This is a genomic window from Methanoregula boonei 6A8, from assembly GCF_000017625.1.
Classification (GTDB): domain Archaea; phylum Halobacteriota; class Methanomicrobia; order Methanomicrobiales; family Methanospirillaceae; genus Methanoregula; species Methanoregula boonei.
Genome location: NC_009712.1, coordinates 324074 through 347454 on the forward strand (window position 1 = coordinate 324074; position 23381 = coordinate 347454).

At 50.2% G+C, this 23381-nt stretch carries 24 protein-coding genes; 10 read left to right on the forward strand and 14 right to left on the reverse strand.

Features of this window, described 5'->3' with window-relative positions; translation table 11 throughout:
• Positions 1–4: 4 nt before the first annotated feature.
• The 5 genes from MBOO_RS01690 to MBOO_RS12915 all read left to right on the forward strand — a co-directional run bounded on the left by MBOO_RS01690 (position 5) and on the right by MBOO_RS12915 (position 5594).
• Positions 5–691, forward strand: a complete 687-nt coding sequence (locus MBOO_RS01690) for a mechanosensitive ion channel family protein (RefSeq protein WP_011991343.1) — start codon at positions 5–7, stop codon at positions 689–691.
• Between the two features lie 291 nt (positions 692–982).
• Positions 983–1663 carry a PEGA domain-containing protein gene (locus MBOO_RS01695; protein WP_011991344.1) on the forward strand — a complete coding sequence of 227 codons (681 nt, stop codon included), beginning with the start codon at positions 983–985 and terminating at the stop codon, positions 1661–1663.
• A gap of 349 nt (positions 1664–2012) precedes the next feature.
• Positions 2013–2660, forward strand: coding sequence for a hypothetical protein (locus MBOO_RS01700; protein WP_011991345.1), 648 nt, complete (start codon positions 2013–2015; stop codon positions 2658–2660).
• 333 nt (positions 2661–2993) lie between these two features.
• Positions 2994–3374 (forward strand): hypothetical protein, encoded by a 381-nt coding sequence (locus tag MBOO_RS01710; protein ID WP_011991346.1) that lies wholly within the window; start codon positions 2994–2996, stop codon positions 3372–3374.
• A gap of 258 nt (positions 3375–3632) precedes the next feature.
• Entirely contained in the window at positions 3633–5594 is a 1962-nt protein-coding gene (locus tag MBOO_RS12915) for a PAS domain S-box protein (protein ID WP_011991347.1), read from the forward strand.
• Positions 5595–5718: 124 nt separating this feature from the next.
• On the opposite strand, the gene MBOO_RS12920 is transcribed toward MBOO_RS12915, so the two are convergent.
• A complete protein-coding gene (locus MBOO_RS12920; protein ID WP_011991348.1) occupies positions 5719–8034 on the reverse strand; it encodes a PAS domain S-box protein in 2316 nt (771 codons plus the stop codon).
• Positions 8035–8314: 280 nt separating this feature from the next.
• Positions 8315–8728, reverse strand: coding sequence for a pyridoxamine 5'-phosphate oxidase family protein (locus MBOO_RS01725; RefSeq protein WP_011991349.1), 414 nt, complete (start codon positions 8726–8728; stop codon positions 8315–8317).
• Between the two features lie 431 nt (positions 8729–9159).
• Between MBOO_RS01725 and MBOO_RS01735 the strand changes: the two genes are divergently transcribed.
• Both MBOO_RS01735 and MBOO_RS01740 read left to right on the forward strand, forming a co-directional pair.
• On the forward strand, positions 9160–9399 hold the full coding sequence (locus MBOO_RS01735; protein ID WP_011991350.1) for a hypothetical protein: 240 nt from the start codon (positions 9160–9162) through the stop codon (positions 9397–9399).
• Between the two features lie 336 nt (positions 9400–9735).
• Positions 9736–10041, forward strand: a complete 306-nt coding sequence (locus MBOO_RS01740) for a HEAT repeat domain-containing protein (protein ID WP_011991351.1) — start codon at positions 9736–9738, stop codon at positions 10039–10041.
• A gap of 28 nt (positions 10042–10069) precedes the next feature.
• Here MBOO_RS01740 and MBOO_RS01745 read toward each other — a convergent pair whose 3' ends face one another.
• The 10 genes from MBOO_RS01745 to MBOO_RS01780 all read right to left on the reverse strand — a co-directional run bounded on the left by MBOO_RS01745 (position 10070) and on the right by MBOO_RS01780 (position 16079).
• A complete protein-coding gene (locus MBOO_RS01745) occupies positions 10070–11455 on the reverse strand; it encodes a UDP-2,3-diacylglucosamine diphosphatase (RefSeq protein ID WP_011991352.1) in 1386 nt (461 codons plus the stop codon).
• Between the two features lie 75 nt (positions 11456–11530).
• The gene (locus tag MBOO_RS01750; protein ID WP_011991353.1) at positions 11531–12334 is read right to left on the reverse strand and encodes an EFR1 family ferrodoxin; all 804 of its coding nucleotides are present in this window, start codon (positions 12332–12334) and stop codon (positions 11531–11533) included.
• A gap of 5 nt (positions 12335–12339) precedes the next feature.
• On the reverse strand, positions 12340–13593 hold the full coding sequence (locus MBOO_RS12925) for a DUF1700 domain-containing protein (RefSeq protein ID WP_011991354.1): 1254 nt from the start codon (positions 13591–13593) through the stop codon (positions 12340–12342).
• Positions 13580–13906: a PadR family transcriptional regulator gene (locus MBOO_RS01760; protein WP_011991355.1), complete on the reverse strand. Its 327-nt coding sequence runs from the start codon at positions 13904–13906 to the stop codon at positions 13580–13582. The genes MBOO_RS12925 and MBOO_RS01760 overlap by 14 nt, the downstream gene beginning before the upstream one ends.
• A 207-nt stretch (positions 13907–14113) precedes the next feature.
• Positions 14114–14326: a HepT-like ribonuclease domain-containing protein gene (locus MBOO_RS14115; RefSeq protein ID WP_332306254.1), complete on the reverse strand. Its 213-nt coding sequence runs from the start codon at positions 14324–14326 to the stop codon at positions 14114–14116.
• Complete coding sequence (locus MBOO_RS14215; RefSeq protein ID WP_332306246.1) at positions 14286–14465, reverse strand: HepT-like ribonuclease domain-containing protein; 180 nt, start codon at positions 14463–14465, stop codon at positions 14286–14288. The genes MBOO_RS14115 and MBOO_RS14215 overlap by 41 nt, the downstream gene beginning before the upstream one ends.
• Entirely contained in the window at positions 14458–14742 is a 285-nt protein-coding gene (locus tag MBOO_RS01770; RefSeq protein ID WP_011991356.1) for a nucleotidyltransferase family protein, read from the reverse strand. The genes MBOO_RS14215 and MBOO_RS01770 overlap by 8 nt, the downstream gene beginning before the upstream one ends.
• 498 nt (positions 14743–15240) lie before the next feature.
• Positions 15241–15384, reverse strand: coding sequence for a hypothetical protein (locus MBOO_RS13735; RefSeq protein WP_157677560.1), 144 nt, complete (start codon positions 15382–15384; stop codon positions 15241–15243).
• 51 nt (positions 15385–15435) lie between these two features.
• The gene (locus MBOO_RS01775) at positions 15436–15645 is read right to left on the reverse strand and encodes a hypothetical protein (protein WP_048068204.1); all 210 of its coding nucleotides are present in this window, start codon (positions 15643–15645) and stop codon (positions 15436–15438) included.
• Positions 15642–16079, reverse strand: a complete 438-nt coding sequence (locus tag MBOO_RS01780) for a PIN domain-containing protein (RefSeq protein WP_011991357.1) — start codon at positions 16077–16079, stop codon at positions 15642–15644. The genes MBOO_RS01775 and MBOO_RS01780 overlap by 4 nt, the downstream gene beginning before the upstream one ends.
• Positions 16080–16711: 632 nt before the next feature.
• Between MBOO_RS01780 and MBOO_RS01785 the strand changes: the two genes are divergently transcribed.
• From MBOO_RS01785 to MBOO_RS01795, 3 genes are all read left to right on the forward strand, one after another.
• Complete coding sequence (locus MBOO_RS01785; protein ID WP_011991358.1) at positions 16712–17521, forward strand: exodeoxyribonuclease III; 810 nt, start codon at positions 16712–16714, stop codon at positions 17519–17521.
• Between the two features lie 69 nt (positions 17522–17590).
• Positions 17591–19495 carry a DUF2075 domain-containing protein gene (locus MBOO_RS01790; protein ID WP_011991359.1) on the forward strand — a complete coding sequence of 635 codons (1905 nt, stop codon included), beginning with the start codon at positions 17591–17593 and terminating at the stop codon, positions 19493–19495.
• Positions 19492–20346, forward strand: coding sequence for a YkvA family protein (locus MBOO_RS01795; RefSeq protein WP_011991360.1), 855 nt, complete (start codon positions 19492–19494; stop codon positions 20344–20346). Before MBOO_RS01790 ends, MBOO_RS01795 begins: the two co-directional genes overlap by 4 nt.
• Here the strand turns inward: MBOO_RS01795 and MBOO_RS01800 are convergent.
• Positions 20340–21422: a hypothetical protein gene (locus tag MBOO_RS01800; RefSeq protein WP_011991361.1), complete on the reverse strand. Its 1083-nt coding sequence runs from the start codon at positions 21420–21422 to the stop codon at positions 20340–20342. The genes MBOO_RS01795 and MBOO_RS01800 overlap by 7 nt on opposite strands.
• Complete coding sequence (locus MBOO_RS01805; RefSeq protein ID WP_011991362.1) at positions 21423–23309, reverse strand: hypothetical protein; 1887 nt, start codon at positions 23307–23309, stop codon at positions 21423–21425.
• Positions 23310–23381 lie beyond the last annotated feature (72 nt).

The following is a 23381-nucleotide window of genomic DNA, read 5'->3' on the forward strand; positions in this document are numbered from 1 at the left end:
TTACATGAACCCTGTATTTGGTAGTCTGTTAGATCAATGGAACAGTACTGTGATTACGTATGTTCCCGGCATTGTGGGTGCACTCGTTGTTCTGCTTATCGGCTGGATCGTTGGCCGCCTTCTTGGCAGGGCAGTACGGATTGTCCTTGACAAGATCAGCGAACAGCATATCGTGGAAGAAGGCGCCGATGTGGTATCGATCCGCGGATCGTTCAAGAATGCCGGGGTTACCGTCGGATATATCGGAGATGTTGCGGTCCGCATCGTAGTATACCTGGTTGCCATCCTTGCGGCGGTAAATATCCTGAACCTGGATTATCTCAGCCAACTGATGATGATGATTGTTGAGTACATCCCGCACATTGTTGCATTCGTGATCATCTTCGTTGTAGGTTTCCTGCTTATCGACGCGTTTATCGATTTCCTCAACCGCTACTACGCCCAGAAGAATGTCCAGTTCATCACACCGGTCCTTGTCCTGGTCCGCGTATTTTTGTATTTTGTAACGGCAGTACTTGCTCTCTCCCAGCTGCAGCTTGATCTCACCATCATCTACACGTTTGTTACGCCGATTGCATGGGGTATTGGTATCGGCCTTGGCGCCGCAATCGCAATTATTGTGGGATTCGGGCTGAAAAACCGCAGCGAGGCAATTATGGACCAGGTCCTTTCCTCAATCGTAAAGAAATAACCTGACGGCAATTCCTGCCCGCAATCGACATAAAAGAAGGAAAAAGAAGAGGGCATGTCCGGGACGATTTCATCGGAACGGATATGCCCGGGCTGTCCCTGTCTCATATCTTTAGGCAAGGAGGCGGTCCCGCCCCTGGCAGGTAATATCCGCAAAAAAGGAAAAACAACCCTCCCCGACAGGAAAACCGCTCTTCTGTAAGTCCCCCGGCAAAAGCAACCCTGTTGCACGGGGGAGATCGGTGTTCCCGGGGATCATGAAGTAAAAAAAAGATCAGAGGAGATCTTAATTGTGAAAAAGATCTGTGTGCCGCTTATTGTATTCCAGCTAGTACTCCTGATGGTGACTCCCGTATTCGCGGACGGTGCCAATGGAACAAACATAACGACTATAACGGCCACCCCGGCAACAATCGTAACAACGATTCCTGCATACCCGGTAAATACGACCGCAACCCCGGTTTTTGCAAATGCAACTGCCGTGCCGGTAGCAACGAATACCACCGTTCCCACGGAGACTGCCGCAGTACCCACAGGAAATACGGGTGCCCCGTCGACCGGTAACCTGAGCGTGGCCTCGTCTCCCCTGGGGGCAGACATCCTCATTGACGGAGTCCTCTACGGGTCCACTCCGCGGAATGTAACCGGCATCTCCTCGGGAAACCATATCATCCGGCTGACCCTGAGCGGTTACTATGACTACGAGGGAACCGTGTATGTCATTCCCGATCAGGTAACCGATGTTTTCGGGACGCTCCCGCCATTAAGTGCTTCAGTGTCATCCCCATCGGCAAGCCTGTCACCGGCCGTGACGAGTGTCCCGGCAACAACGGTCCCGGTGCAGACAACGACGACCTCATCCGGGGACCTGCTGAGTAATCCGACCATTCTTGCCGCACTGATCGGGATAGTAACCGCAGGCATTGGTGCGTTTGCAGCAATTTTCCCGCATCTTGCGAAATCCAAAAAATGAACAACTCCTTCCGAAAAAAATCTGTCATATCCTGAGTAATCCCGGGGACGCCGGGTTTATCCTCCCACCCCCGTGATCCTCCCCCCACCTCTGCCCTTGGGGGAATTCCCGGCGTTCCCTGATCTCGCCCTCCTCAAGACTCCCCGGGATTACGGTTCAGGCAGGATGTACCGGTACCCGAATCCTGCACCGGCAACCCTGCCGTCATCCCATAACCCGCCCTGCCCCTCCCCGAGTATTTCCCGCTGCCGTTAACATAAAGTATATAATACAAAATGTAACATATACTTTACAACATGCGGGGACACAGGTTCCCGCACGAGAACCCTATCCCAGGGGATGATACAGGATGAAATTACCTACCATAAGTTACCGGGCAGTTGCCCTCATTGCAATCGCCGTATCGGTGATGGGGCTTGTCATGGGCCCGGCAAGCGCGACTCCCGCCACAACCTCCCTGACGGGGGGATGGACAGGCGGCTTTGCCGGTCACCACGCGTTCAACACAACACAGGCGACCACACGGCTCCAGGCAGTACTTGCAAACCTCACCGCACAGGGAGTGGATGTAAGCCCGGCACAGGCCGATCTTTCAGCAGGCAATGTCAGTGCAGCAATGCAGTGGCTTTCCGCCTACCACAAGGATAACCCGGGCACCCGGGCAACCGGTTCCCGCCAGCATGCGTTCAACAGCACAAGGACGACCGGCCGGATCCAGTCGTTTGTCACAAAACTCGGGCAGACCGGTGTTGACGTGAGCCAGGTACAGGCAGATCTTGCTTCCGGTAATACAAACGCAGCCCTGCAGTGGATGGCGGCGTACCACGCGGCACACCCCACGACGAATGCTACGGGCCAGACCGGCAACAGGACCGCGTGGCATGGAAATACTACCGGCATCCCGGGCCATCAGGGCAGCTGGTCTGGCGCCCGCCACGCAGGTTTTGGTAACCAGACCACATGGCACAGAGGTTCCGGGACCCGGAGATCCTCATAAAAACCCATGTACATGGTGCCATCCTTGCCGCCGGAATAACTCCCGATGAAAACCAGGGAGGCGGCCGGAGTCCCGGCAGCGCTCCCGTAGCAGTGACCGGAATGGTTCAACTAAAAAAGGCAATGACATGCACCAGCAGGGAGATGAAATGGCGGACGAGTCAGCAGTATTCAGATATTACGTTCGTAAAGTCATAACAAGGGTCACATCGCCGAAAATTTCGGAGATGCACGATAGCCGGGCACGAAAAGCCCGAAGGCAGGAAAAGTATAATCCGGATCCCACAAAACACAGCGAATCCGGAGGATAACCAAAAAAAGAGAGAAACCGATTATGGCTGAGTCAAAAACCCTTCTTTTTATCTATAATACCAACAACGGCGTGTTAAAATCCTTCATGGATTATTGTGCAGGCACGGCGTCTGCGCCGGTAACCCCGGCTTGTCCCCTCAATGCGATCACCACCACACCGGGGGGAATGAAGGAAGAGTGGAAACGTTTCTTAAAAGATCTCAAAATCCCGTCAAGGCTCCTTGACCGGAACGAGTTCTCCTGGGAGTTCCACGACCTGCACACCACATTCCCGGTGGTACTTATCCAGAGCGGAGCAGATATCGCGGTCCTTGTGGGCACAGAAGCACTCAACCAGTGCAGGGACCTCAATGACCTGATTCATCTTATGCAGGAACGACTTTCCCACGGTATGATGGGTTGATCTTTTTCCCTGCTGCTTTTTGCAGGTACCAGCCGGATCTCCTGACAAGGTGCTGCCGGTAAATGCAGGGAAGACCCGGTAATGCCGGGATTATCCCCTGTTCCCGGTCATTCCTCCTGTCACCTGCGGCATTGTTGCCGGATTTGTGACCCGGGCAGGCACCCGCCCGGCCACCGGGGCAGACCGGCACCGGGTCATTTCCTCAAATATATAAATAGGGACTCCCAGACAGTGTCCTAGTGCCATTGACCCATAATCATGTATACCGTCCTTTATGTCGATGATGAACCCGATCTGCTTGAGATAAGCAAACTTTTCCTTGAGCAGAGCGGGCAGTTTTCCGTTGACATTCTGCCTTCTGCTCCCGAGGCGCTTGCCGCAATGAAGGTAAAGACCTATGATGCCATTGTCTCGGATTACCAGATGCCCGGGATGGACGGCATCGATTTTTTAAAAAATGTCCGGGCTTTGGGGGATACTATCCCGTTTATCCTTTTTACCGGGAGGGGGCGGGAAGAGGTTGTCATCCAGGCCTTAAATGAAGGGGCCGATTTCTATCTCCAGAAAGGCGGGGATCCGACAGCGCAGTTTGCGGAACTGACCCACAAGGTTCTCCTTGCGATAGAACATCGCAGTAATGCTGAAAAAATACAGTCCTTAAACCGGCTGTACCTGGTTATTTCCGCGATTGACCGGGCAATTGTCCAGCTTCGCACAAAGAGTGAATTCTTATCGGAGGTCTGCAGGATCCTGGTGGAAACCGGAGGATTCCGCATGGCCTGGATCGGCATTCCTGATCCCGGAGAGGGGATAATCAGACCGGTAGCCTCCGCCGGGCAGGTTGAAGGTTACCTTGAGATCGTCAGGGTAGCCCTGGATGATTCAACACGCGGATGCGGGCCCACAGGGAAAGCGTACCGGGAAGGGAAAAATTGTATTTGTAACGATATTGTAAGCGATCCCTGCATGGAACCATGGCGGAAGGAAGCCCTGAAACGGGGTTACAACACCTGTGCTGCATTCCCGTTCGGCCGTGGATCCAACAACCCCGGGGTCCTGGTGCTCTATGCGTCAGAACTCGGGTTTTTCAACGACCAGATCATCTCCCTGACAAACGATCTGGTTGCCGATATCGCCTTTGCGCTCGCAACGCTGGATCACCAGAAAGAGCGGGAATCTGCGATTGCTGCCCTCAGGGAGAGTGAAGAAAAATACCGGCTTGTTGTTGAAGACAGCAGGGATGCGATCTACATCCACCAGTCCGATCGGCTCCTCTTTGTAAACCGGCAGGCCTCCGTTCTTACCGGGTACTCCCATGAAGAACTCTTAACCATCCGGCTCTGGGACCTCGTGCACCCCGATGACCGGGAGATCCTTATCCGGAATAACCGGGACCGGTTGGCCGGCAATCCGCCACCCCATGAGTTTACCGCCCGGCTCCTGACCAAAGACGGCACGTCGCGGACCTGTGAATTTGTTGTGGACATGGTCATGTACCAGGGCTCGCCTGCAATCATGGGGATTGCACGCGATATAACTGAACGCAGGAAGACTGAAGAGGCGCTCGCTTCGGCAAACATGAAACTCAAACTTCTTTCGGGGATTACCCGTCATGATATCAGGAACCAGCTCACTATCCTTGAAGGCCGCCTGGCATTCATGAAAAAGAAGGAGCCCGACTCTCCCTTCCTTGAACATTTTGAGAAGATGTCTGCTGCTGCCCGGCGTATTGCCTCGATCATCCAGTTCACCAAGGAATACGAGGATATCGGCATCCGTGCCCCGGCCTGGCAGGACTGCCGCACCCTTGTCGATACTGCCGCACAACAGGTCCATTCAGGGCAGGTCCCGGTAAAAAACGATCTCCCCCCCGGGACGGAGGTGTTTGCCGACCCGCTCATTGTCAGGGTGTTTTACAACTTGATGGATAATGCAGCCCGGTACGGGGGAAAGATTACCTTTATCCGGTTCTCTCTTGAGGGATCCGGTAACGATTACCGGATCGTGTGCGAAGACGATGGCGAAGGAATACCGGCAGAAGATAAAGAAAAAATCTTCCTGCAGGGTTTTGGCAAAAATACCGGCCTTGGCCTGTTTTTGTCTGCCGCCATTCTCCATATTACCGGGATTACGATCCGCGAGACCGGCGAGCCGGGGAAAGGGGCACGTTTTGAGATCATCGTGCCAAAAGGGGCATACCGGTTCAGCGGCGGGGAGTAGGAGCCTGAGAAGTCCCTGCCCTGCATGCGGCTTCTCCACATCAGGGCCTTTCCTTGGTAACCGCTCCCATTCCTAAAAAAAAGAGCTACAGCGTAACACCGGATTTGCCGGCCCGGTACTTTTTTTATGATCCTGCCCGCTGCTTCCGCCATCCCCCGGGCGGCACAAGGATCTCGAAGCGTGCGCCTTTTCCCGGCATTCCGGTCTCTCTGATTGTGATGCCGTTGAGAGAGAGGATATCCCGGACCAAAAAGAGCCCAAGGCCAGTATTCTTCCCAAAACCCCGTTCAAAGATCTTCTCCTTCTCGTCAGCAGCCACGCCATCACCGTCATCCTCGCAGACGATCAGCAGGGCATTTTCAGACTTTTCGGCTGAAAGGGTAATACGCGTCATCTTTGTACCCCGGTACCGCAGGGCATTGTCAAAGAGGTTAAAAAACACTTTTGGGAACAGGGAATCGGCGTAGATCTCAAGGCCGGAAACCCTGGAAACCTCCAGGCTGATCCCGGAAAAGTCAAGCTCCCGGGCGGACGACCGGGCACAGGCCAATACGTCCTGCCAGGTGGCTGTATGACTCCCGAGGCTCTCGTACTCCCTCAAAAACCCGACCTGGTACCGGATCCGCTCAACAGCTTTTTGTGCCTTTTGCAGGTACTCCCCTGTGGTTTTTGGGTTTTCCCCCTCTGCTTTTGCAAGCTCCAGGAATCCATCGAGTGCCGTGAGCTGGTTATTGATATCATGGCTGGTGACACTGGCAAGGATACTGAGTTTCCCGTTAGCCTCCCGGTATGCACCCTCTGCCTTTCTGAGCCCGGAAACATCACGCGCCTCTGCAATGAGCCGGATGATGCTCCCCTCAGCAGAAAGGATCGGCTTGAGGGAAAAATCGGTCACGATCCAGGCGCCGGAAACACTCTCGAACCCTGCTTCGTACCGTACAAACTTCCCTCCGGCTGCATCGCGGACAGCCTGCCGGAGCTGCTGCACTCTTTTTTCATCTCCCTGCCACCACGGGGTTTCCCAGAACGGGCGGCCGACAACCTCATGGTAGGACAGGCCGACGAATTCGAGCGCAGTGCGGTTTGCATCAAGGAGGATTCCTTCCGGGGAGAGAAGGCCGGTGAACTGGAAGGTGGAGTCAAAGACGGCCCGGATCATCCGGTCGCTCTCCTTTACCTTCTCTTCTGCCTCTTTGCGCTCCGTGATATCGCGGACAATTGCATGTAAATAGTAGTGTCCCTGGAACGAAAAGCGGTTCAGGCTTACCTCGGCAAAGAATGGCGTCCCGTTGCAGCGCAGGTGAACCCATTCAAAAACCTGCGGTTTCCCGGAAATGGCAGCATCGATCATTTCGCCGGCCTTTTCTGCCGACGGTCTTTTATCCGGCTGGAACTCGGGAGAAAATTCCCGGGGCGAATGCCCGATCAACCGGTCCCGGGAGCACCCGAATATCTCCAGGGTACGCTGGTTGCACTCCAGGAATTTCCCGCGGTCCATGATGAAGATGGCAGCGTTTGCTCCCTCAAAGAGCGTCCGGAACTTTTCCTCGCTCTCGCGAACGTGCTCATTACTTTTTGCAAGTTCGTCATACTGTCCCCGGAGTTCTTCCTCGGCTGCTGCTATCTGTTCATAGGCCGCCTGTAACTCCCTCCTTTCTTTCTGCAATGCCCCGTACGCCAGGTGCAATGCTTCTTCGCTCTGTTTTCTCTCGGAATTATCGATGAATGTTTCAAGGAGGGCCGGCTTACCCGACAGCATGACAGAGGTGACGTATTTTATGATGGGCACCTGCTTTTTATCCGAGGTGATAAGGACGCGTTCGGAATTATCCACAGGATGGCCGAGATCCGTAGCCGGGCATTTTCCTCTTTCTGCGGGGCAGACATACCGGTGACATTCTTTCCCGATGATATTTTCCCGGGAATCGTGCATCAATTCAGCGGCAGTCGGATTGACGTCAAGGATCCGGTGAGTGTCTGCGTCTATCACGAGAATGCCGGCTTTTACCGAGGAAAATATCTGGTTGAGATAATCCCGGTTTTCAGCAAGGGCGTTTTCTGCTTTTCTCCGGCGAATGGCCTGGCGGATTTTATGGGCGAGCTCAACAAATTGTACCTTTGGCTCGCCGCCTTTCTGGATGTAAAAATCGGCACCGTTATTGATTGCCTCAACAACGATCTCCTCCCTCCCTTTCCCGGTAAAGAGGATGAAGGGGAGGTCTTTTGTTTTCTCCCGGATTGTTTTTAAGAATGCGATCCCGTCCATGCCCGGCATCTGGTAATCCGATACGATCACATCAAACAAGAGTACATCCGGAGATTTTACGGCCTCCCCGACGGATGTCATGGTCGTGACATCAAATTCTCCTGACCTCTCCAGGAAGAGCTTTGCTATCTCAAGGAGTCCGGGTTCATCGTCAACATAGAGGATTCGGTACATCAGGCCTCTTTGGTAAAAATCTATAGTATTTTTCGCGAACTCTATTGATATACCTTTATATCCCGTGCAGCTCCCCCTGCCTGCGGAGAAAAAACTGCCGGTAAAAAGGAGGCCTGTCCCCGCAAAAAAAGTCCGTATGCTGCTGCCAGGCCCAAAAAATGATTTACGATTTAAGCCCGACGGGATCGTTCGGGCATTCTGCCACAAGAAAAATACCCCATCCCCCGGTAAGGGCGAGGCAAAAGGATAGGGTTTTTAAAAAATAGGAACGTTTCTGTTTTTAGCGTTTCCAGACGTCCACGCTTGACATGTTCTTCCCGTGATACGTGATCTCGCTTGCGGTAAAGACGAGCACCACGAAATCGGGATTCTCGGGGGTTTTGAAGAACTGTTCGAACATGGGGTTCCAGTACTTCTTTTTTGTGGCAACATCTTCGTGAATTTCGCCTTTTGCCTTGATCTCCACGTAGGGATCGGAGAATTCCTTTCCCGACCAGATAGCAAGGGCCGTGTCATGGCTTTTTTTGAGCTGCCCGACTTTCTTTGAGGACTTCATGGTTGCCCCGACAAACGTCATGTCGGGAAAACCGGCAAGCACCATGAACCGGACTACCGGGTGTTTGCCGTCCAGCGTTGCAACAGCGGTGGGATGAGGGCCGCTAATCACTTCCAGGATCTGCTCTTTGAGTGGCATGCTGGTCAATCACCCTCCCGATCCCATAAAGATACGGATTGAGGAAGCGGGGATATGGCCGATCGGATACCTGCGGGAACGGTGGCCACCGGGACCGGATCCCGGTGAATCCGTGATGAGGATCGGTTTTTGGATTATTTTTTTTAAATTCCTGTCCGCCACCACCCCGTTCTCTCATCCTGCCGTTCTCTCCTGTAACACTTCCTGCACCGCATCCCTCCCGCCCCGTTTCCGGAAAGAATGGATAAAAAAAGGAAAATGAGAAGCAGATTTTGTAAACAACAGGCAGGTCTCTATACTCACAAGCCATGTATTCCCTTTGTCTGGTATGAAATAACACGCAAAACCGGCTGTCAGGATGGTTATTTCCTAAAAAAGCCTTTAAAAAATCCTCATATCAGCATTTGAGTTATGAAAGGAGTTGAATACTTATGCCGAATACTACGACACACGATACAAAGATGACCGATACAAAACTGCAGGAAACCGCATCCAAAAAATCCGGGCCGGGTATGAGTGCGCACCCGTCTGCGGTGGCACCAAAAGTGATCTCCTCCCCGGCAAAACACGTAAAATCGTCAGTACGTCCGTCACACAAGGGCGAGTATAAGAAGGACCATCCAAAGGCAGGGGCCGGTATGACCACCCCGCCGGAACATGTCCCAAAATAACCTGTTTCTCCCTGTCCATCATACATCCACCCCATAATTTTTTCGTGCAGGACTCACAACGCAGGCGGTCCTGTGGATCTTTACCGGGATTTGCGGGGGCTGTTCGGGAGCCCGGTGTATCTTTCCCGAATCCCTGTGGATCTCCCTTCTTCTCAGGGAAATCCCCGTTTTTTTTGAGGAATCTAACCCGATGACGGAGTTTATCCTCAGGCAGGGTCGATGATACGTTTTTTGGTACTCCGGGGCGTGAACCGGGCGGGGAAACTGAGCGGGACATTTTTTACATGGGGCGCGAAAAACAGGAACAACCCATGGCCGGGTAAACGGTGATGTACCATGTCCAGTACCCTTGAAGGCTTAATCGAACGGCTCTCGGATGACAATGAGGGGATGCGGTGGAATGCAGCAGAAGCACTGGGACGGCTGGGAGATCCCCGTGCCGTGGATCCGCTGATCGATACCTTGTGGGATGACGATGCACGGGTCCGGCAAAAAGCTGCGTATGCACTGGGCCTGCTCGGGGATCCCCGGGCCCTTGGTCCCTTGCAGAAACTCTACCGGATCGAGCGGGAGGATGCCCGGGACATCATCCAGGAAGCAATGGAGATGATCAAACGGGTTATGGCCCGTGATCTGCAATGAAAACGTGTGCCCCTCCCCCGGCACCCCCTCATGGTGCAAAGGTATGCAGCCGTTCGTGGGGAGCATGGAAAAGGCAGTTTATTTTTCCGGGCCCTTTCCATTCCAGCAGGTACAGCCCGGTCCGGTTGATGTACACAAAGGTATCGACCGGCCGGGTGTCGCCCGTGTCTGCCCAGCACCCGGTATTGACAAAGAGTTTTTCCGGCGACCGTTCCTGTGCGGGATTGCCCGGGGGTGCAAAGGTCTTTTTTGCGTACCCGGCCCGGTGGGTATGCCCGAATACGATCACTTCGGCCCTGATGGTGTCGCGTTCGTCCACAAACCCGTCATCGAGAACGTCTTCAACGGTTTTGTCCCGGGATGCAAAAAGGCCGTACACTTTCCGCTGTGCACAGCCGATGAGCCGGGGTACAACGATAATAAGGGCAAAGAGGGTAAGGATTACCGCATAGGCCGGGAGGAGGAAGGATGCCGGTGCGGGAAGGATGCCCGGCCCTGCGGCAAAGGCCGCACCATAGATGACGAGCGCTACAAACGGACCAAGGAACAATCCCCCGATGAGGGCCCGTTCCCACACTTTGGGTTTTCTCTCCCCGAGCACCGCTTGTGCCGCGGGAAATTTCAAGAGGAGCGGGACGGCGACTGCAAGGGAGAGCACGAGCACAAAGGCATTTTTTACCACGGCATCGTACGGGACCGTCCAGGTCACCAGGACAAGCGAGAGGACCCACAGGCAGAACACCAGGATATCTGCGGGGATCCGGAAGATTTTACTTACGGACATGTTGGCCAGGTCCATGAGAGTGTCGATGGGATCAAAGGGCTCCTTTAGGATCTCGCTGATGACATAGGTGACCTGCTCGCCGTCGAACTGGTGGCCGTGGAGGAAGGTGTAATGCGTCCGGTTTACCGGGACGCCCCGGTTTACTTTTGCTGCGGTTTTTTCCGAGGGCGGGTAATGGCGGGGGTAGATCGAAAAATCGTATCCGTCTTTCCAGGGAAAACTCCGTTTGTCCGGGGAAGCATCGTCTTTTACCATCTCCCAGAGATCGGCGTCGTGGTTCCCGGTGACATAGACCTTGTCGCAGGGCAGGGCATGGAGAAGGGACAGGGGCCTGACTGATTCAAGGATAACGTTTTTCCGGTCCTGGTCTTTTGGATCCCAGAGGTCGATGATGTCCCCGAGCAGGACCAGTTTTGTCAGCGGGTCAAATGCGATGTCCAGCGTTGCGGGGCGGGCATCCTCCTTTTCATCGCACGGGACTGCAGGAATTTTTTGGGGGAACGTGGTGATCCAGGCAAGGAAATCACAGAATTTGTCGTGATGGGATCCGATGTTTCCCCCGAGATGGACATCCGAGACGACAATGATGCTCTCTTTACTATCCGCGGCTGGCGGGGAATGGCCGGGCATATGCGATCAATAAGGGTGGTTGCGGAGCGGGGAGATAAGAGTTGTGGGGAGACAAAAGAAAAGGGAACGGTGCCCTTATCTTCCTGCCTGGACCTTCATGTCTTCCAGCGTTACGGCCGGGTGGCGGTACCGTCCCCGTCCTTTTGTGCCCCGCATGCTGTGGAGATCGATCGCCTCGACCGGGCAGAAATGGAGACAGGCACAGCAGAACTCGCAATGGTGCTGCCAGGCCGGCCTGCCCTGTTCCATTCTGATATTTCCCACCGGGCAGACTTTTGCACAGGTACCGCAGGAGGTGCAGGCGCAAGAGACAGAAAAGTCCTTGTCCCCGGCATGGACCGACCCGGAAAAAAACCGGTAGGTGGCAGCGTGCATGAGCCACGCAAACGGCGAGAATCCGGGCGGGACCTGTTCGCCTTTTTTTATCCGGCCGGCCGCCTCTTTTAGCTGTGCATCTGCACCGGCAAGGATCCCGTCTTTCTTTTTCCCCTGCGGGGGCCGGCTTACCGGCGGGAAATTGCCGGGCATCCGTACGGAAAATGCGGCAGAAAGTCCGCGGCCGTTTTGTTGTTTTACGCTCTGGTCGAGCTGCCGCAATGCAGCGGTCCCTCCTGACCCGCCCAGGGTTACGATGCCAAAGACGTACCGGGTGCCTGCGAGGCTGAGCCGTTGTGCAAATTCCCAAACGATCACGGGAAGGCCAGCGTCATACACCGGGCAGACAATCCCGACACGTACTGCCGGCGGGACAATGTCCTCAGTGGTATCCTTAAACGATACAATGGGAACAAGTTCGCAGTCCCCAAGGTCTGCTGCGATCTTTTTTGCCGCGGCAAGCGAGTTTCCGGTGCCGGTGAAATAGTAGATAACCGTCTTCATGGTGATTACACCGCCTCTACGGTGATCGAGCCAACTCCCTGTTTGATCCGGCACGTGATCCGGGGTGCGTCCGGGCGTGACGAACTGGTGGTATAGACATTCCCGTTTACCACAAAGCCCCGCACATTCGTGGCCCCGATGCCCCCGTGGATCTCTACACTCAGGTGAGCGTCTTTTGGCATACGCAGGGTCAGCTCCCCCACACCGTTTTTGATGGTGGCGTTGAAATCCCCGCCATGGTACCCGGTAAGGTCGATCTGTGTCTCGCCGACGCTGTTTTTGACGGTCAGGGAAGAGAGGTTGAGCTCCCCAAGGGCAAGACGGGTACGGCCGGCGTGGTTTTTTGCGTCAATCGCGACCGGGACATCCCGGCTTACCCGGATATCCCAGGTGTACGCCGGTTCGTTTGCGGGCCAGTCGTGTCCGGACCACCAGAAACAACCGTGGCGGTTCCAGATCCAGACTTTTTTTGTTGTGCCGTCCATAGAGGCGGAATACGCCAGGGGGCCCGTGCTGCTCCCGTTGCCGGCAGTCAGGTTCATCAGGACCGGGTCCCCGGCACCTTCTCCGAGGGTGAGCTGGCCGGCACTGAGGTGCACCTGGAGGTCGAGTGCCGATGCACCGTCCCTGCCAATCGCAATAGTTTGGGGGATTGCCTGCTGCGGCGAAAAGAATCCTGCATCTTTTTTTGCCGGGAGTTTATTCCTGAGGTGCCGGATGGTCAGGCGGCCGAAGAAATGTGCCAGCCATATGTCCAGGACCACGACGATGATACCGGCAATAAAGAGCCCAAGGGAGGTAAGAACCCCCGGTGCCGGGGAGAGGTGCCAGGGAAGAGTGAGCGAAAGTCCCAGCAGTTTGATGAGTGCCAAAAGGAGCAGGACTGCTCCTCCGCAGATCAGTGCAAGGCCGGCGATAAAGACCAGGCCAAAGACCACGGCAAAGAGGATAAACGGCACGAGCACGGCAACGAAGTTAAGGCCGTGAATGTGAGTCGTTGCCCGGGTTGCCCGCCAGATCGTGCCGGCGCTCTTGGTCTGCTCTGCCTTATGGATCAGGTACGCGGCCCGGATCTCTTTTGCAACATCTTCTGGCGAGCCCAGCGCCCGGCAGAGTTCCTCTTCGGTCCGGCCCCGGGATTTCCCGATGGCAAAATGCCCGGCATATTCTTCCAGGATTTCATCGAGGTCCTCACCGGTGAGATACCCGGTAAGCCGGTCCCTGAGCGTGTCCAGGTATTCTTTTTCAGTTGTCACCATGTGATCTCTCCTCAAGGAGCGCATTGACGGATTCAGCAAAGTGGACCCATTCATCGCGCTGTTCGTGTTCTTTTGTCCTTCCCGCGTCGGTCAGCCGGTAATATTTCCGTGGGGGGCCTTCACCGGATTCCTGCAGGTAGGTGGTTACCAGGCCTTCATCTTTCAGGCGGTGGAGCAGCGGGTAGATGGTGCCTTCTGCGATGTCGATCTTTTTTGAGATCTCGTCCACGAGCTCGTACCCGTAACAGTCTTTTTTTGCAAGCACACAGAGCACGCAGATCCCGAGCACTCCTTTTTTGAACTGGATATTCATGGCATCCCCGTTATGATTCCCCTTTGCGCCCGGTCACCGGCCGGTGTTCTCAGTTGTGTTGCACAGTATCTTGCATTGTAAGATACATGGTAGTGTTGGTATGGGAGGTATATTAAGGCATCGGGAAAAGGGGGAGGGTGCAGATATGATTGAGTGGGGACCGGGTGATAGGCCCCGGGAGGTGATCCGAATCTTTATCGATCCCGGTTACTTTCGCGATTCTTCGTTTTTGAAGATCTGCCGGATCTCTTTTTTGAGGAGGGGTAATTTGTTCGTGGCGTTATCCCACAGGATCGTGGGTTTGATCCCGAAATAGGCATGGGTGAGAACATCGCGGAAACCGGCGATCTTTTTCCAGTCGGTCTTCGGGTATTTTTCTTTAAGCCCCGCCGGCAGGTTCTTGATCGCTTCTCCAATGATCTTTTAAATTCCGGATAACGGCGTCCTTCCTCATCTCACCGGACGTGAATTCATCAAAACTGATCCCGTGGATATATTTCTCAATTTTTTCTGTTGATTCATGGATATCATCGAGGAGCCGAAGGGCTGTCCTATGCATAGACAACCTCGCCGAGGATGTAGGGCCTGAGCCGTTTTTTAATCGCACCCTTCATGACGAGATCTACCTTGCGCGAAAAGAGGTCTTCGAGGTAGAACTTGCAGTCCATATAGTTGTCGAACGTCTCTTCCCCTTTCCGGAAGGTGACAAGCACATCCACGTCGCTTTCGGGCCGCTCCTCTCCGCGTACAAAAGAGCCGAAGATGCCGATGGTTGCAACCCCGAACCGCTTTTTTATTTCCGGTTCGTGTTCCCGGAGCAGGGCAAGGACGTCCATATCTCATTTCCTGTAGGCATGTACCGGTTCTTACCATTGTGGTTCATCCCTGTGATCCCTTTTTTCCGGGGACAGTTTTACCCGATCAGTACTCATGCACCGCACCCATATCCTCCAGGAATCCCGGTCCGGCCCTCCCATACCCTCAACGACCTCATCCCATCCGGGCCCAGATTGAGCCCGGATGACCCTTTTTTGGGATACCCTCGGAGCCCGTATCGGGCTCCGTTTTAATCAGAGCCCAAATGAGCCGTATTTTTGCAATCGGACGAAATAAAACGTTCTCATAAACGCGTTTTGCGGGCCGAAACCGGGGCCGGATGGGGTTTATGTCCGATCCCGGAAAAAGAGGCCGTTTTTGGGGCTTCCATGGCCCGCTAATGGGCATTCTATGGGGCTCAAATTTGGCGTATTTTGGCGAATGGGGCGATTAAAATGGATATTTTCCAGGGGGGGCCGGAAAGGAGGGTTTTACGGGGAGATTTTGGGGGAGAGGAATTAGGATAGGGGGCGTGAGTGGTACATCAGGCAGACCCTCCAGAACGGATGGAGCCGGAAGGTGCTGGTGCACCGGGACCCGAGTGTTCTTAAGAGAGCGTTCATTCCTTCATCGTGAATCTCATGGAGTGTCTTTACTTTCATTTCCCGTCACCACCTCGTACCACGCAAGCTGGGGAAAAAAGGAGTTTGTATTCATGGAGCCGGGACTTTTTTTCTTCGCGCCATGATGCTTTTGATAATTCTATCCGGATCTTTTTCAAGGATCTTTTTCCGGTCTTTTGTCCAGTCACCGCTGCCTGTTTCATAGATCTGGAGGAAACGGATCGCATCGTCAGGACCAAGTTTTTCGACCAGCACGTCGAGTCCTTCCTGCTGGATCTGATGCAATGTTCTGGCGCTCATTTGTTTTCCTCCTTTAACCAGGTAACCGGGTTTCCTATGTGTACCTGTATGTTCTGATGCATCTTAAAAAATGTTATCATACCGTCATCTGTAGTGAGAAGGACTGCTCCGGCACGTTCTGCGCAGGCAATATGGAGTGAGTCCATCGCACCTCCACCCATTGCGATGATTTCATGCATACGGGCTATAATATCCTCGTCAATGAGTACCTGTTCTATTGCAACGGATACAATCTTCTCCACGCGAAGCCGTTTCCAGATATCCGGGATTTTTGAGATCTCTTCTGTTATCGCTTCACTTGTGACCAGAATATATTCTCTCGATGCGCATCGACGGATGATCTCCTGGACTGCGGTTACTTCCAGACGGATACGCCCCATCGTCTGGTCATCAAACGGCCTGCACAGGCAGCAGACATCCATGTAAATCTTCATTTCCCACACTCCTCCACAGATCTCCGGCCTTACGATCCCGGCCACTGCCAGAGTCTCGTTAGTGTGTTTTTGGTGAGAGAAGAGGATAATCGTTTTCCCTCAAGGCCCGCCTGTAACATCCGCCTTCTTCTCCGGGGACCCTACCCTCTTCGGACATCCTCCCGATCCTGCTGTTTTCCCGCAGGTCTCTTTGCCGACCTCATCCCATCCGGGCCCAGATTGAGCCCGGATGACCCTTTTTTGGGATATCATCGGAGCCCGTATCGGGCTCCGTTTCAATCCAAGCCTAAATAAGCCGTATTTTTGCAATCGGACGAAATAAAACGTTCTCATAAACGCGTTTTGCGGGCCGAAACCGGGGCCGGATGGGTTTATGTCCGATCCCGGAAAAAGAGGCCGTTTTTGGGGCTTCCATGGCCCGCTAAAGGGGATTATATGGGGCTCAAATTGGGCGTATTTTGACGAATGGGGCTTGAATTGATGCGGGATTTTCGGGGGAGGGGATCGGACGGTTTTACGGGGAGATTTTGGGGGGGGATGTGAGGAAAGGGGGGTGGGCTTGGGGCCGGATAGCGTGTTTCAACTTAACAAAATAACAAAATTTTCATTCCGGCAGAAACAATCGACAGAGAATGGAAAAACTGAAATTAATATCATGGAATGTTGACGGCCTCAGGGCCCGATGCAAAGCTGGACAGTTCATAAAATTATTACAAGTGGATTTTGACATACTCTGCCTACAGGAAACAAAAACGCCGGAGTTAGATATTCCGCAAGAGATCAGGTCCGACAAAAAATATTATTCCCATTTTTCCGAGGTTCAGAAGGGAAGTTTTGCCGGTGTTGGTATACTTTCAAAGATCGAGTGCAGGCAAATCAGCGATAATTTTGGAGGAACGAAGTTCGATAAAGAAGGGAGAATCCTCATCGCAGAATATGACCGGTTCACGCTTCTCAATATTTATTTCCCTCTTGGAGCTGGAAAACCGGATACGCCGGATACGCTCTCTCACAAACTTGAGTTCTATGATACACTTCTCGGGTTTGTAAAGGAACTGTTGAGCCAAAAGAAAAATGTCATTATTTGTGGGGATTTCAATATCGCTCATAAGGATAAGGATCTTGTCAACGCAAAAACGACACCACTCATAGTCGGTATTTATCCGGAAGAGCGAGAAAAATTGAATGAATTAGAAAGATTGGGTTTTGTTGATGCATTTCGTTATAAACACCCCAATCTCGTTCGGTACAGTCGGTGGCCATATCAGAATAATTCCCGGGAATTGAATCTCGGTTGGCGTTTGGATTATTTCTTTGTAAGTGCTGGGCTGAAGGATTCAATTACAGAATCAGAAATGTTGTATCATCCCGGTGAATCAGATTCTCATCCGCAGATTGCGGGGTCTGATCATTGCCCAATCACCCTTGAGTTGTCGATGTAAAAGATCATCAGGAATCTTTATCGGTCCTGCCATTCTTTATTATTATAATAAATTTGAGATGTTGATCAGATGACGTTAAACGATCCCTGCGGTTGGTCCGGATCTATTCACACGTTTCTCTCGCTCTCTAAATCTGATTGGCTCTCGTCATTGCAGGCACATCATCAACGATGCATGAATTCTCCGGCAGATCAAAGTCAAATTCTCGCGTGGGATCATTCGTTTGACATTCTTCAACGAGAACTAAAACAGCTCGTCCAGATCAAACCTGAAATTGGAAACTACTCGATTATTTTTGAATACGAATTGCCCCGTGAACGGGGACGACGGCCAGATGTCATTATTTTAGGCCCCTGTGTTTTCGTTTTGGAATTCAAGGATTACGCTCAACTGCTCCAAGCTCACAGCGATCAGGTTGCGGCGTATGCTCGGGATTTGAAAAATTATCATGCGGGCTCTCAACCGTATTGTGTTCTTTCATTCCTCATTCTTGCACGGGCCAAGGATCAGATCACAGATAATGAGAACGTGATTGTGCTTTCACCGGATCATATCGTCGATGTGTTTACCCTTTCATCTGAATTGGAAGCAGGCCCGCTCATTGATCCGCGGGTTTGGATCGCTGCAGAATATTCCCCGCTGCCCTCGCTCATCGAAGCAGCCCGGACGATCTGGAACAAGCAGCCATTGCCCCAGATCAAACGAGCGTTGAGCGCCGGCATTCCGCAGACCATTGCTGAGTTGCTTTCCATTGCACAAGCGGCGAAGGCAAACAATGAGCTGCATCTTGCGCTTGTGACCGGTGTGCCTGGGGCGGGAAAGACGCTTGTTGGGATTCAACTGGTGTATGAGAATCATCTGGAAGGTTCCGACCTCCAGAATACCGCAGTGTTTCTCTCGGGCAATGGTCCTTTGGTGAAAGTCCTTCAACATGCCTTGAAATACAAAATTTTTGTGCAAGACGTTCATGGATTTTTGAAGGAGTATGGCGGGGAGACGGCAAAGATTCCCCATGAACACATCTGGGTCTATGATGAAGCGCAACGGGCATGGGATGCTGAGCGGGTGAGTGAGAAGCGAGGCCATGCCACGAGTGAGCCGGAAGATTTCTTGCGAATAGCGGAACGGATGAACTCGTGGGGTTTGATGGTCGCGCTCATTGGCGAAGGCCAGGAGATCCATCTTGGAGAAGAATCGGGATTACCGCAATGGAATGATGCACTCGCCAAAATGCAGAAGCCGTGGATCGTTCATTGCCCCAAGAAAATTGCTGGAACCTTTACCGCAGCAAAAAAATTGGCAACAAGCGATGTCCTCGATCTCTCCGTCTCTCTTCGGTCCCATCTGGCCGAAGATGTCGCCCAATGGATCTCTGCCCTACTCGAAGGCGATCTCATTCATGCGAAAACCTTGTCCGAAAGCGTCACCAGCCAAGGCTTTGACGTTTACCTCACACAGGACATCAATGTTGCAACGAATTACGTGAAGGAGCGATACAAGGATCAAGAGGACAAACGCTACGGCCTCCTCGCATCCTCAAAGGCGAAGAATCTCCCCACGTGGGGCATCCACAACGAATACAATTACACCAAGAATATGCGAGAAGGACCGTGGTACACCGATCCCCCCTCATCATTCAATTCCTGCTGTGCGTTCCGTGATGTTGCAACGGAGTTCTCGTGTCAAGGGCTGGAATTGGATTTCCCGATTGTCTGTTGGGGAGATGATTTTGTCTGGGATGGCATCTGGAAGAGTCCCCCGGCGAAACGCTCGAAGGCGAAGGACCCGCACCAGTTGCGGGTGAATAGTTATCGGGTGGTGTTGACCCGGGGCCGGGACGGATTCATTGTGTTTGTGCCACCGGAGATTGGGATGCAGAGTACGTACGAGGCGTTGAAGGGGGCGGGAGTGAGGGAGATTACCGAGGTTAATACGAAAGATTTGATTGTGAAGGATGGGGCGGGTGTTGTATGATGGACAAACAAAATGATTACCCTCAAATAGACATAGGAATTAAAAATCGAAAAATACCTCGGTTAAGATATTCTATTATCGAGTCCCTTACGGATGTTGAGAATCAGGAAATATCGTTTTTGGATTTTCTCACAAAAAATATTAAAATATACAACGGTCCAAACAAGGAACTTCAACAATATTGTCCAATATTTTTTGAACTCTTATCAAATATTATCAACGACAAATTTGTAGATTGGCACACGAAAATTATGATAAGTGCGGCATTAGGATATTTTGTTCTTGAAGAGGATGTTATTCCCGATATTGCAGAAAATGGTTATGTCGATGATTTATATCTTGTAACCTACGTCCTTAATGAAATCAAGGTTACTCAGTCTCCTGAAATTATTCTCCGTAACTGGAGCAGAAAAGAAGATATCCTCCAATTAATCGATGATGTTTTTATTAAAGCGAGCGAGATTGTCGGACCCCTCTCGAAAAACATACTTCAAAAAGTTGGTCTTTACAAATTCTCTCTACTCTCTCTTGAAGAATATTCTGGAGTATATCCCAAAAGATACGCAACGGTGGCAAGAGAAAAAAGGGAATTGATCGGTCTTTTGGCTTATATCATTCAACACATCAAGGGGGATGATCTGTACAGAAGTAGTTATGAAAAAATCAGGAAATATATAGAAAACGATGGAAATTTTGATGAAATTCAAAGAATAATTGAAATTTCAAAACTTTATCATAAAATCGATGTGGAATCTATTGATAAACCTGAAGACTTTGTAAAACTATTAGAACAAAGAATGCGGGAAGCACGTTTGAAAGCATTAAAAGAAAAGAATGATAAAAATCAATAATTCTTCAATATTTCTTCGAACCACATAAGGGTTACATCTCCTTTTTTCATTTCAAATGGGGTTAATTTGTGGTTATGTTTCAGCGCATTTCTTAGGTTAGTCAATTCTTCAAATTGTCCTTTCATGTCACTTTTTGATCTGAAAATTGGTTCAAAAATTATCCAGAATTCGGACATAATTGATTTGTAATTATAGATAGTAAAGAAATCGAAAATATCGATATCTGATTCTTTGATCATTGGATTAGCATGTAATTTCGATCTGATTCGATTTTCTACATCCTCTTTTAATTCATGATTCATTATTTTATCCCAAAATTGAGCATCTTTGGTGGTGATTTGCGATTTAATAAGTTGTCTTAGTCGGATCTCAATGTTATCTACGCGTCGTTCTAATTGATCAGTTATTCCAACCTTTTTCATTTCTGCAATTTTATCAATATCAATGGATTGCGCACCTTTATCGATTTCTTCAATTTTGAGATATTTCATAAATTCTTTTTGAACATTAAAAAATTCCAATGCCAGATATTCGGGAGAGAAATCGATTGGTTCATATTTTACGTATTCACTAAATTTCAACCTATTCACAAACGATTTTTCATCGTTCGGTTCATTTGCTTTCTGGAGATAAAACGGAATCATAACCTTAGTTATGTAGCGGAGATCTTGGAGTCTATCGAGGAAACCGTATAGGCGTTGCCGATAACCGATAAGTGCGGAATATTCGTTTGGTACGGGATTTTTTTCCACCCATAATGCAAATAACAAATTATTGAATAAATCAATTTGATCTGTGGCCTTCGCCCCAAATTCTAGAGTGTACCCAAATGAGATTTCTGTGGATCTTTCTGGAGGTAGTTCTCTCGATTTGTATAATCCATAAAACAAACAGATTAGGGGTATATCGATATATCTTTTAAACGAGGTGAGGTAACTTGTATCGTTATAGAGATCTTTTGAAAAATCATCGGGTTTTTCGGCATGCTCTCTATCCTCGTACTGATTTTTTTGACGAATTATTACGTCATACAATTCTTTTGGCATTTGGAGAATACCAATTTCCACTTCGACCATTTACTCCCCCCGATTTTCAATTTCAATGGGATTCTTCGAAATATGGGGTGCAAAATTTAAAGTTTCATGTGGTAGGCACAAACAAATAACCTGGTTATGGTTAACATTCAGATGTTGACCTAAAGGATCACGATGAGTACCGACATTTCCCGAGGGTGTATCGATAATGATTGGATCTATTAAGGTCATTGCTTCTGCAAAACAATATGCTAAGATGATTCTCCCTGACATACCTCCGATCTCTGGAGAAAATTTATTATTTTCACCTAATAGGAGACCGTGATCCTTAGAAAAATTTGCTGAAAAGGATGGCCCTAATATTGAGGAAATACTCTCTGAGAGAACTGAACTAATAATTCCAATTGTTTTTTCTTTCATTGATTCCTGAGTTGTAATGATCGTGTCCTGTGTTCTCTCGATATTTTTCAGAACATTCTGATATTCTTTGAAGAATCCCAAATTACTCTCTAACTCCTGTTTTTCACCTTCGAGTCTGATTACTTCATTGGATAAAAATTGAATGTTCGATTCAAAATCTCTTTTTCTCGAAAGCAACGCTTCGAGAGCGTTTTTAGCTGTATTTAGATGATTGACAAGTTCGTTATCTTCATCAGAAAGAACGATGGCATTTTTTAAAGTTTCCGTTTCCTTGAATGTCTGATATTGAGCAATTAGCAATTCATATTCTTTTTCAGGGAAAAAGATGATATTATCCACTTTAACCTTATCTGCAAGAAACGACTGAACTTCGTGGCTCGCGACTAGATTCTCTAATTCTTTCACATGATTATAACTAGCGTCGTCGTCCAGCTCGCGTCCGCAAATCTGGCAAATAGGCGGTTTATGATTCAAACAAGCGTATATAAGATCTTTCCTGTAGGGCTCCGGTAATTTCCCAACCTCCCGAACGTGATGTTTTAACTTATTGAGATATTCAGTATCAATATGTGAAAGCCAGTTCAAGGAGTTTTCGTAATAAAATTTACGCTTATCTCTCCATTTCTGTTTGATTGAATCTATCTGTCGTTCATAATCTAGTTTTTCAGAATATTTTTCTGATTGGATTTGAATTCGTTTTTTATCCAATTCAGAAATTTCATCATTTTTAAGTCTGATTGCCTCTATAATCGGGGCAAGTTCATCCCGATTTGATCTTAACAAATCCCTCGCAGCTTTGAGTTCACCTTCCTTATCCTCAATTTTTTCAATATATTCTTTAATTTTTCTATCTGGGGCTCGCGACTTCGCTTTTGTATAGATTTTTCGTTTCAACGCTTCCAGCTGTTCATTATAATGATTCAATATTGGATGAGTTGCCCGCGTATTGATCAAGGATGTTAAAAAGTCGAGATTATCGACATCGGATGCTTTAATTAAAAGGTCGCGGGCTCTCTCTCCGTCGAAACAGAAATAATCAACAGATTGACCGAATCGGAATTGTTCGCGTAGATATTGGTTTACTCGATCTCCAGAGATTACATCGGCACCGGAATCAATTTCCAGTGTATCAAGGACCTCGTTAATCCGGTCGCCTATGATTTTTTTATTATCGTCGATTTCGTTAAGATATTCGCCTTTGGTCACACGCGTGAATAAGTAACGATGTTTCTTATCTGAAAAAGAAATTTTGATTGTACAGGTTTGTGGGCCATGTTTCATCATATCTAATACATGTGCAGGCTCAATCCACATGTGCCGAAATTTTCCAACAGCTTCCGATTCCTTATGCTTGAAACACCAACGAATAAGTTCGATTGTCGTGGTCTTGCCGGTATTTCCATCCATTATGAATACGGTATGCTCACCGGGAGGGTTCATTTTCAATTCGAAATTCCTTCCTCGATATCCCTTAATGTCGATGAATTCAAAAAAAACATCTTGGGCCATTATTTTACCTCTGGCAGAATTTCTTTAAGTTGATCGATTGTATAATTTTTGAGTTCGTCGTTAATGAGAAAT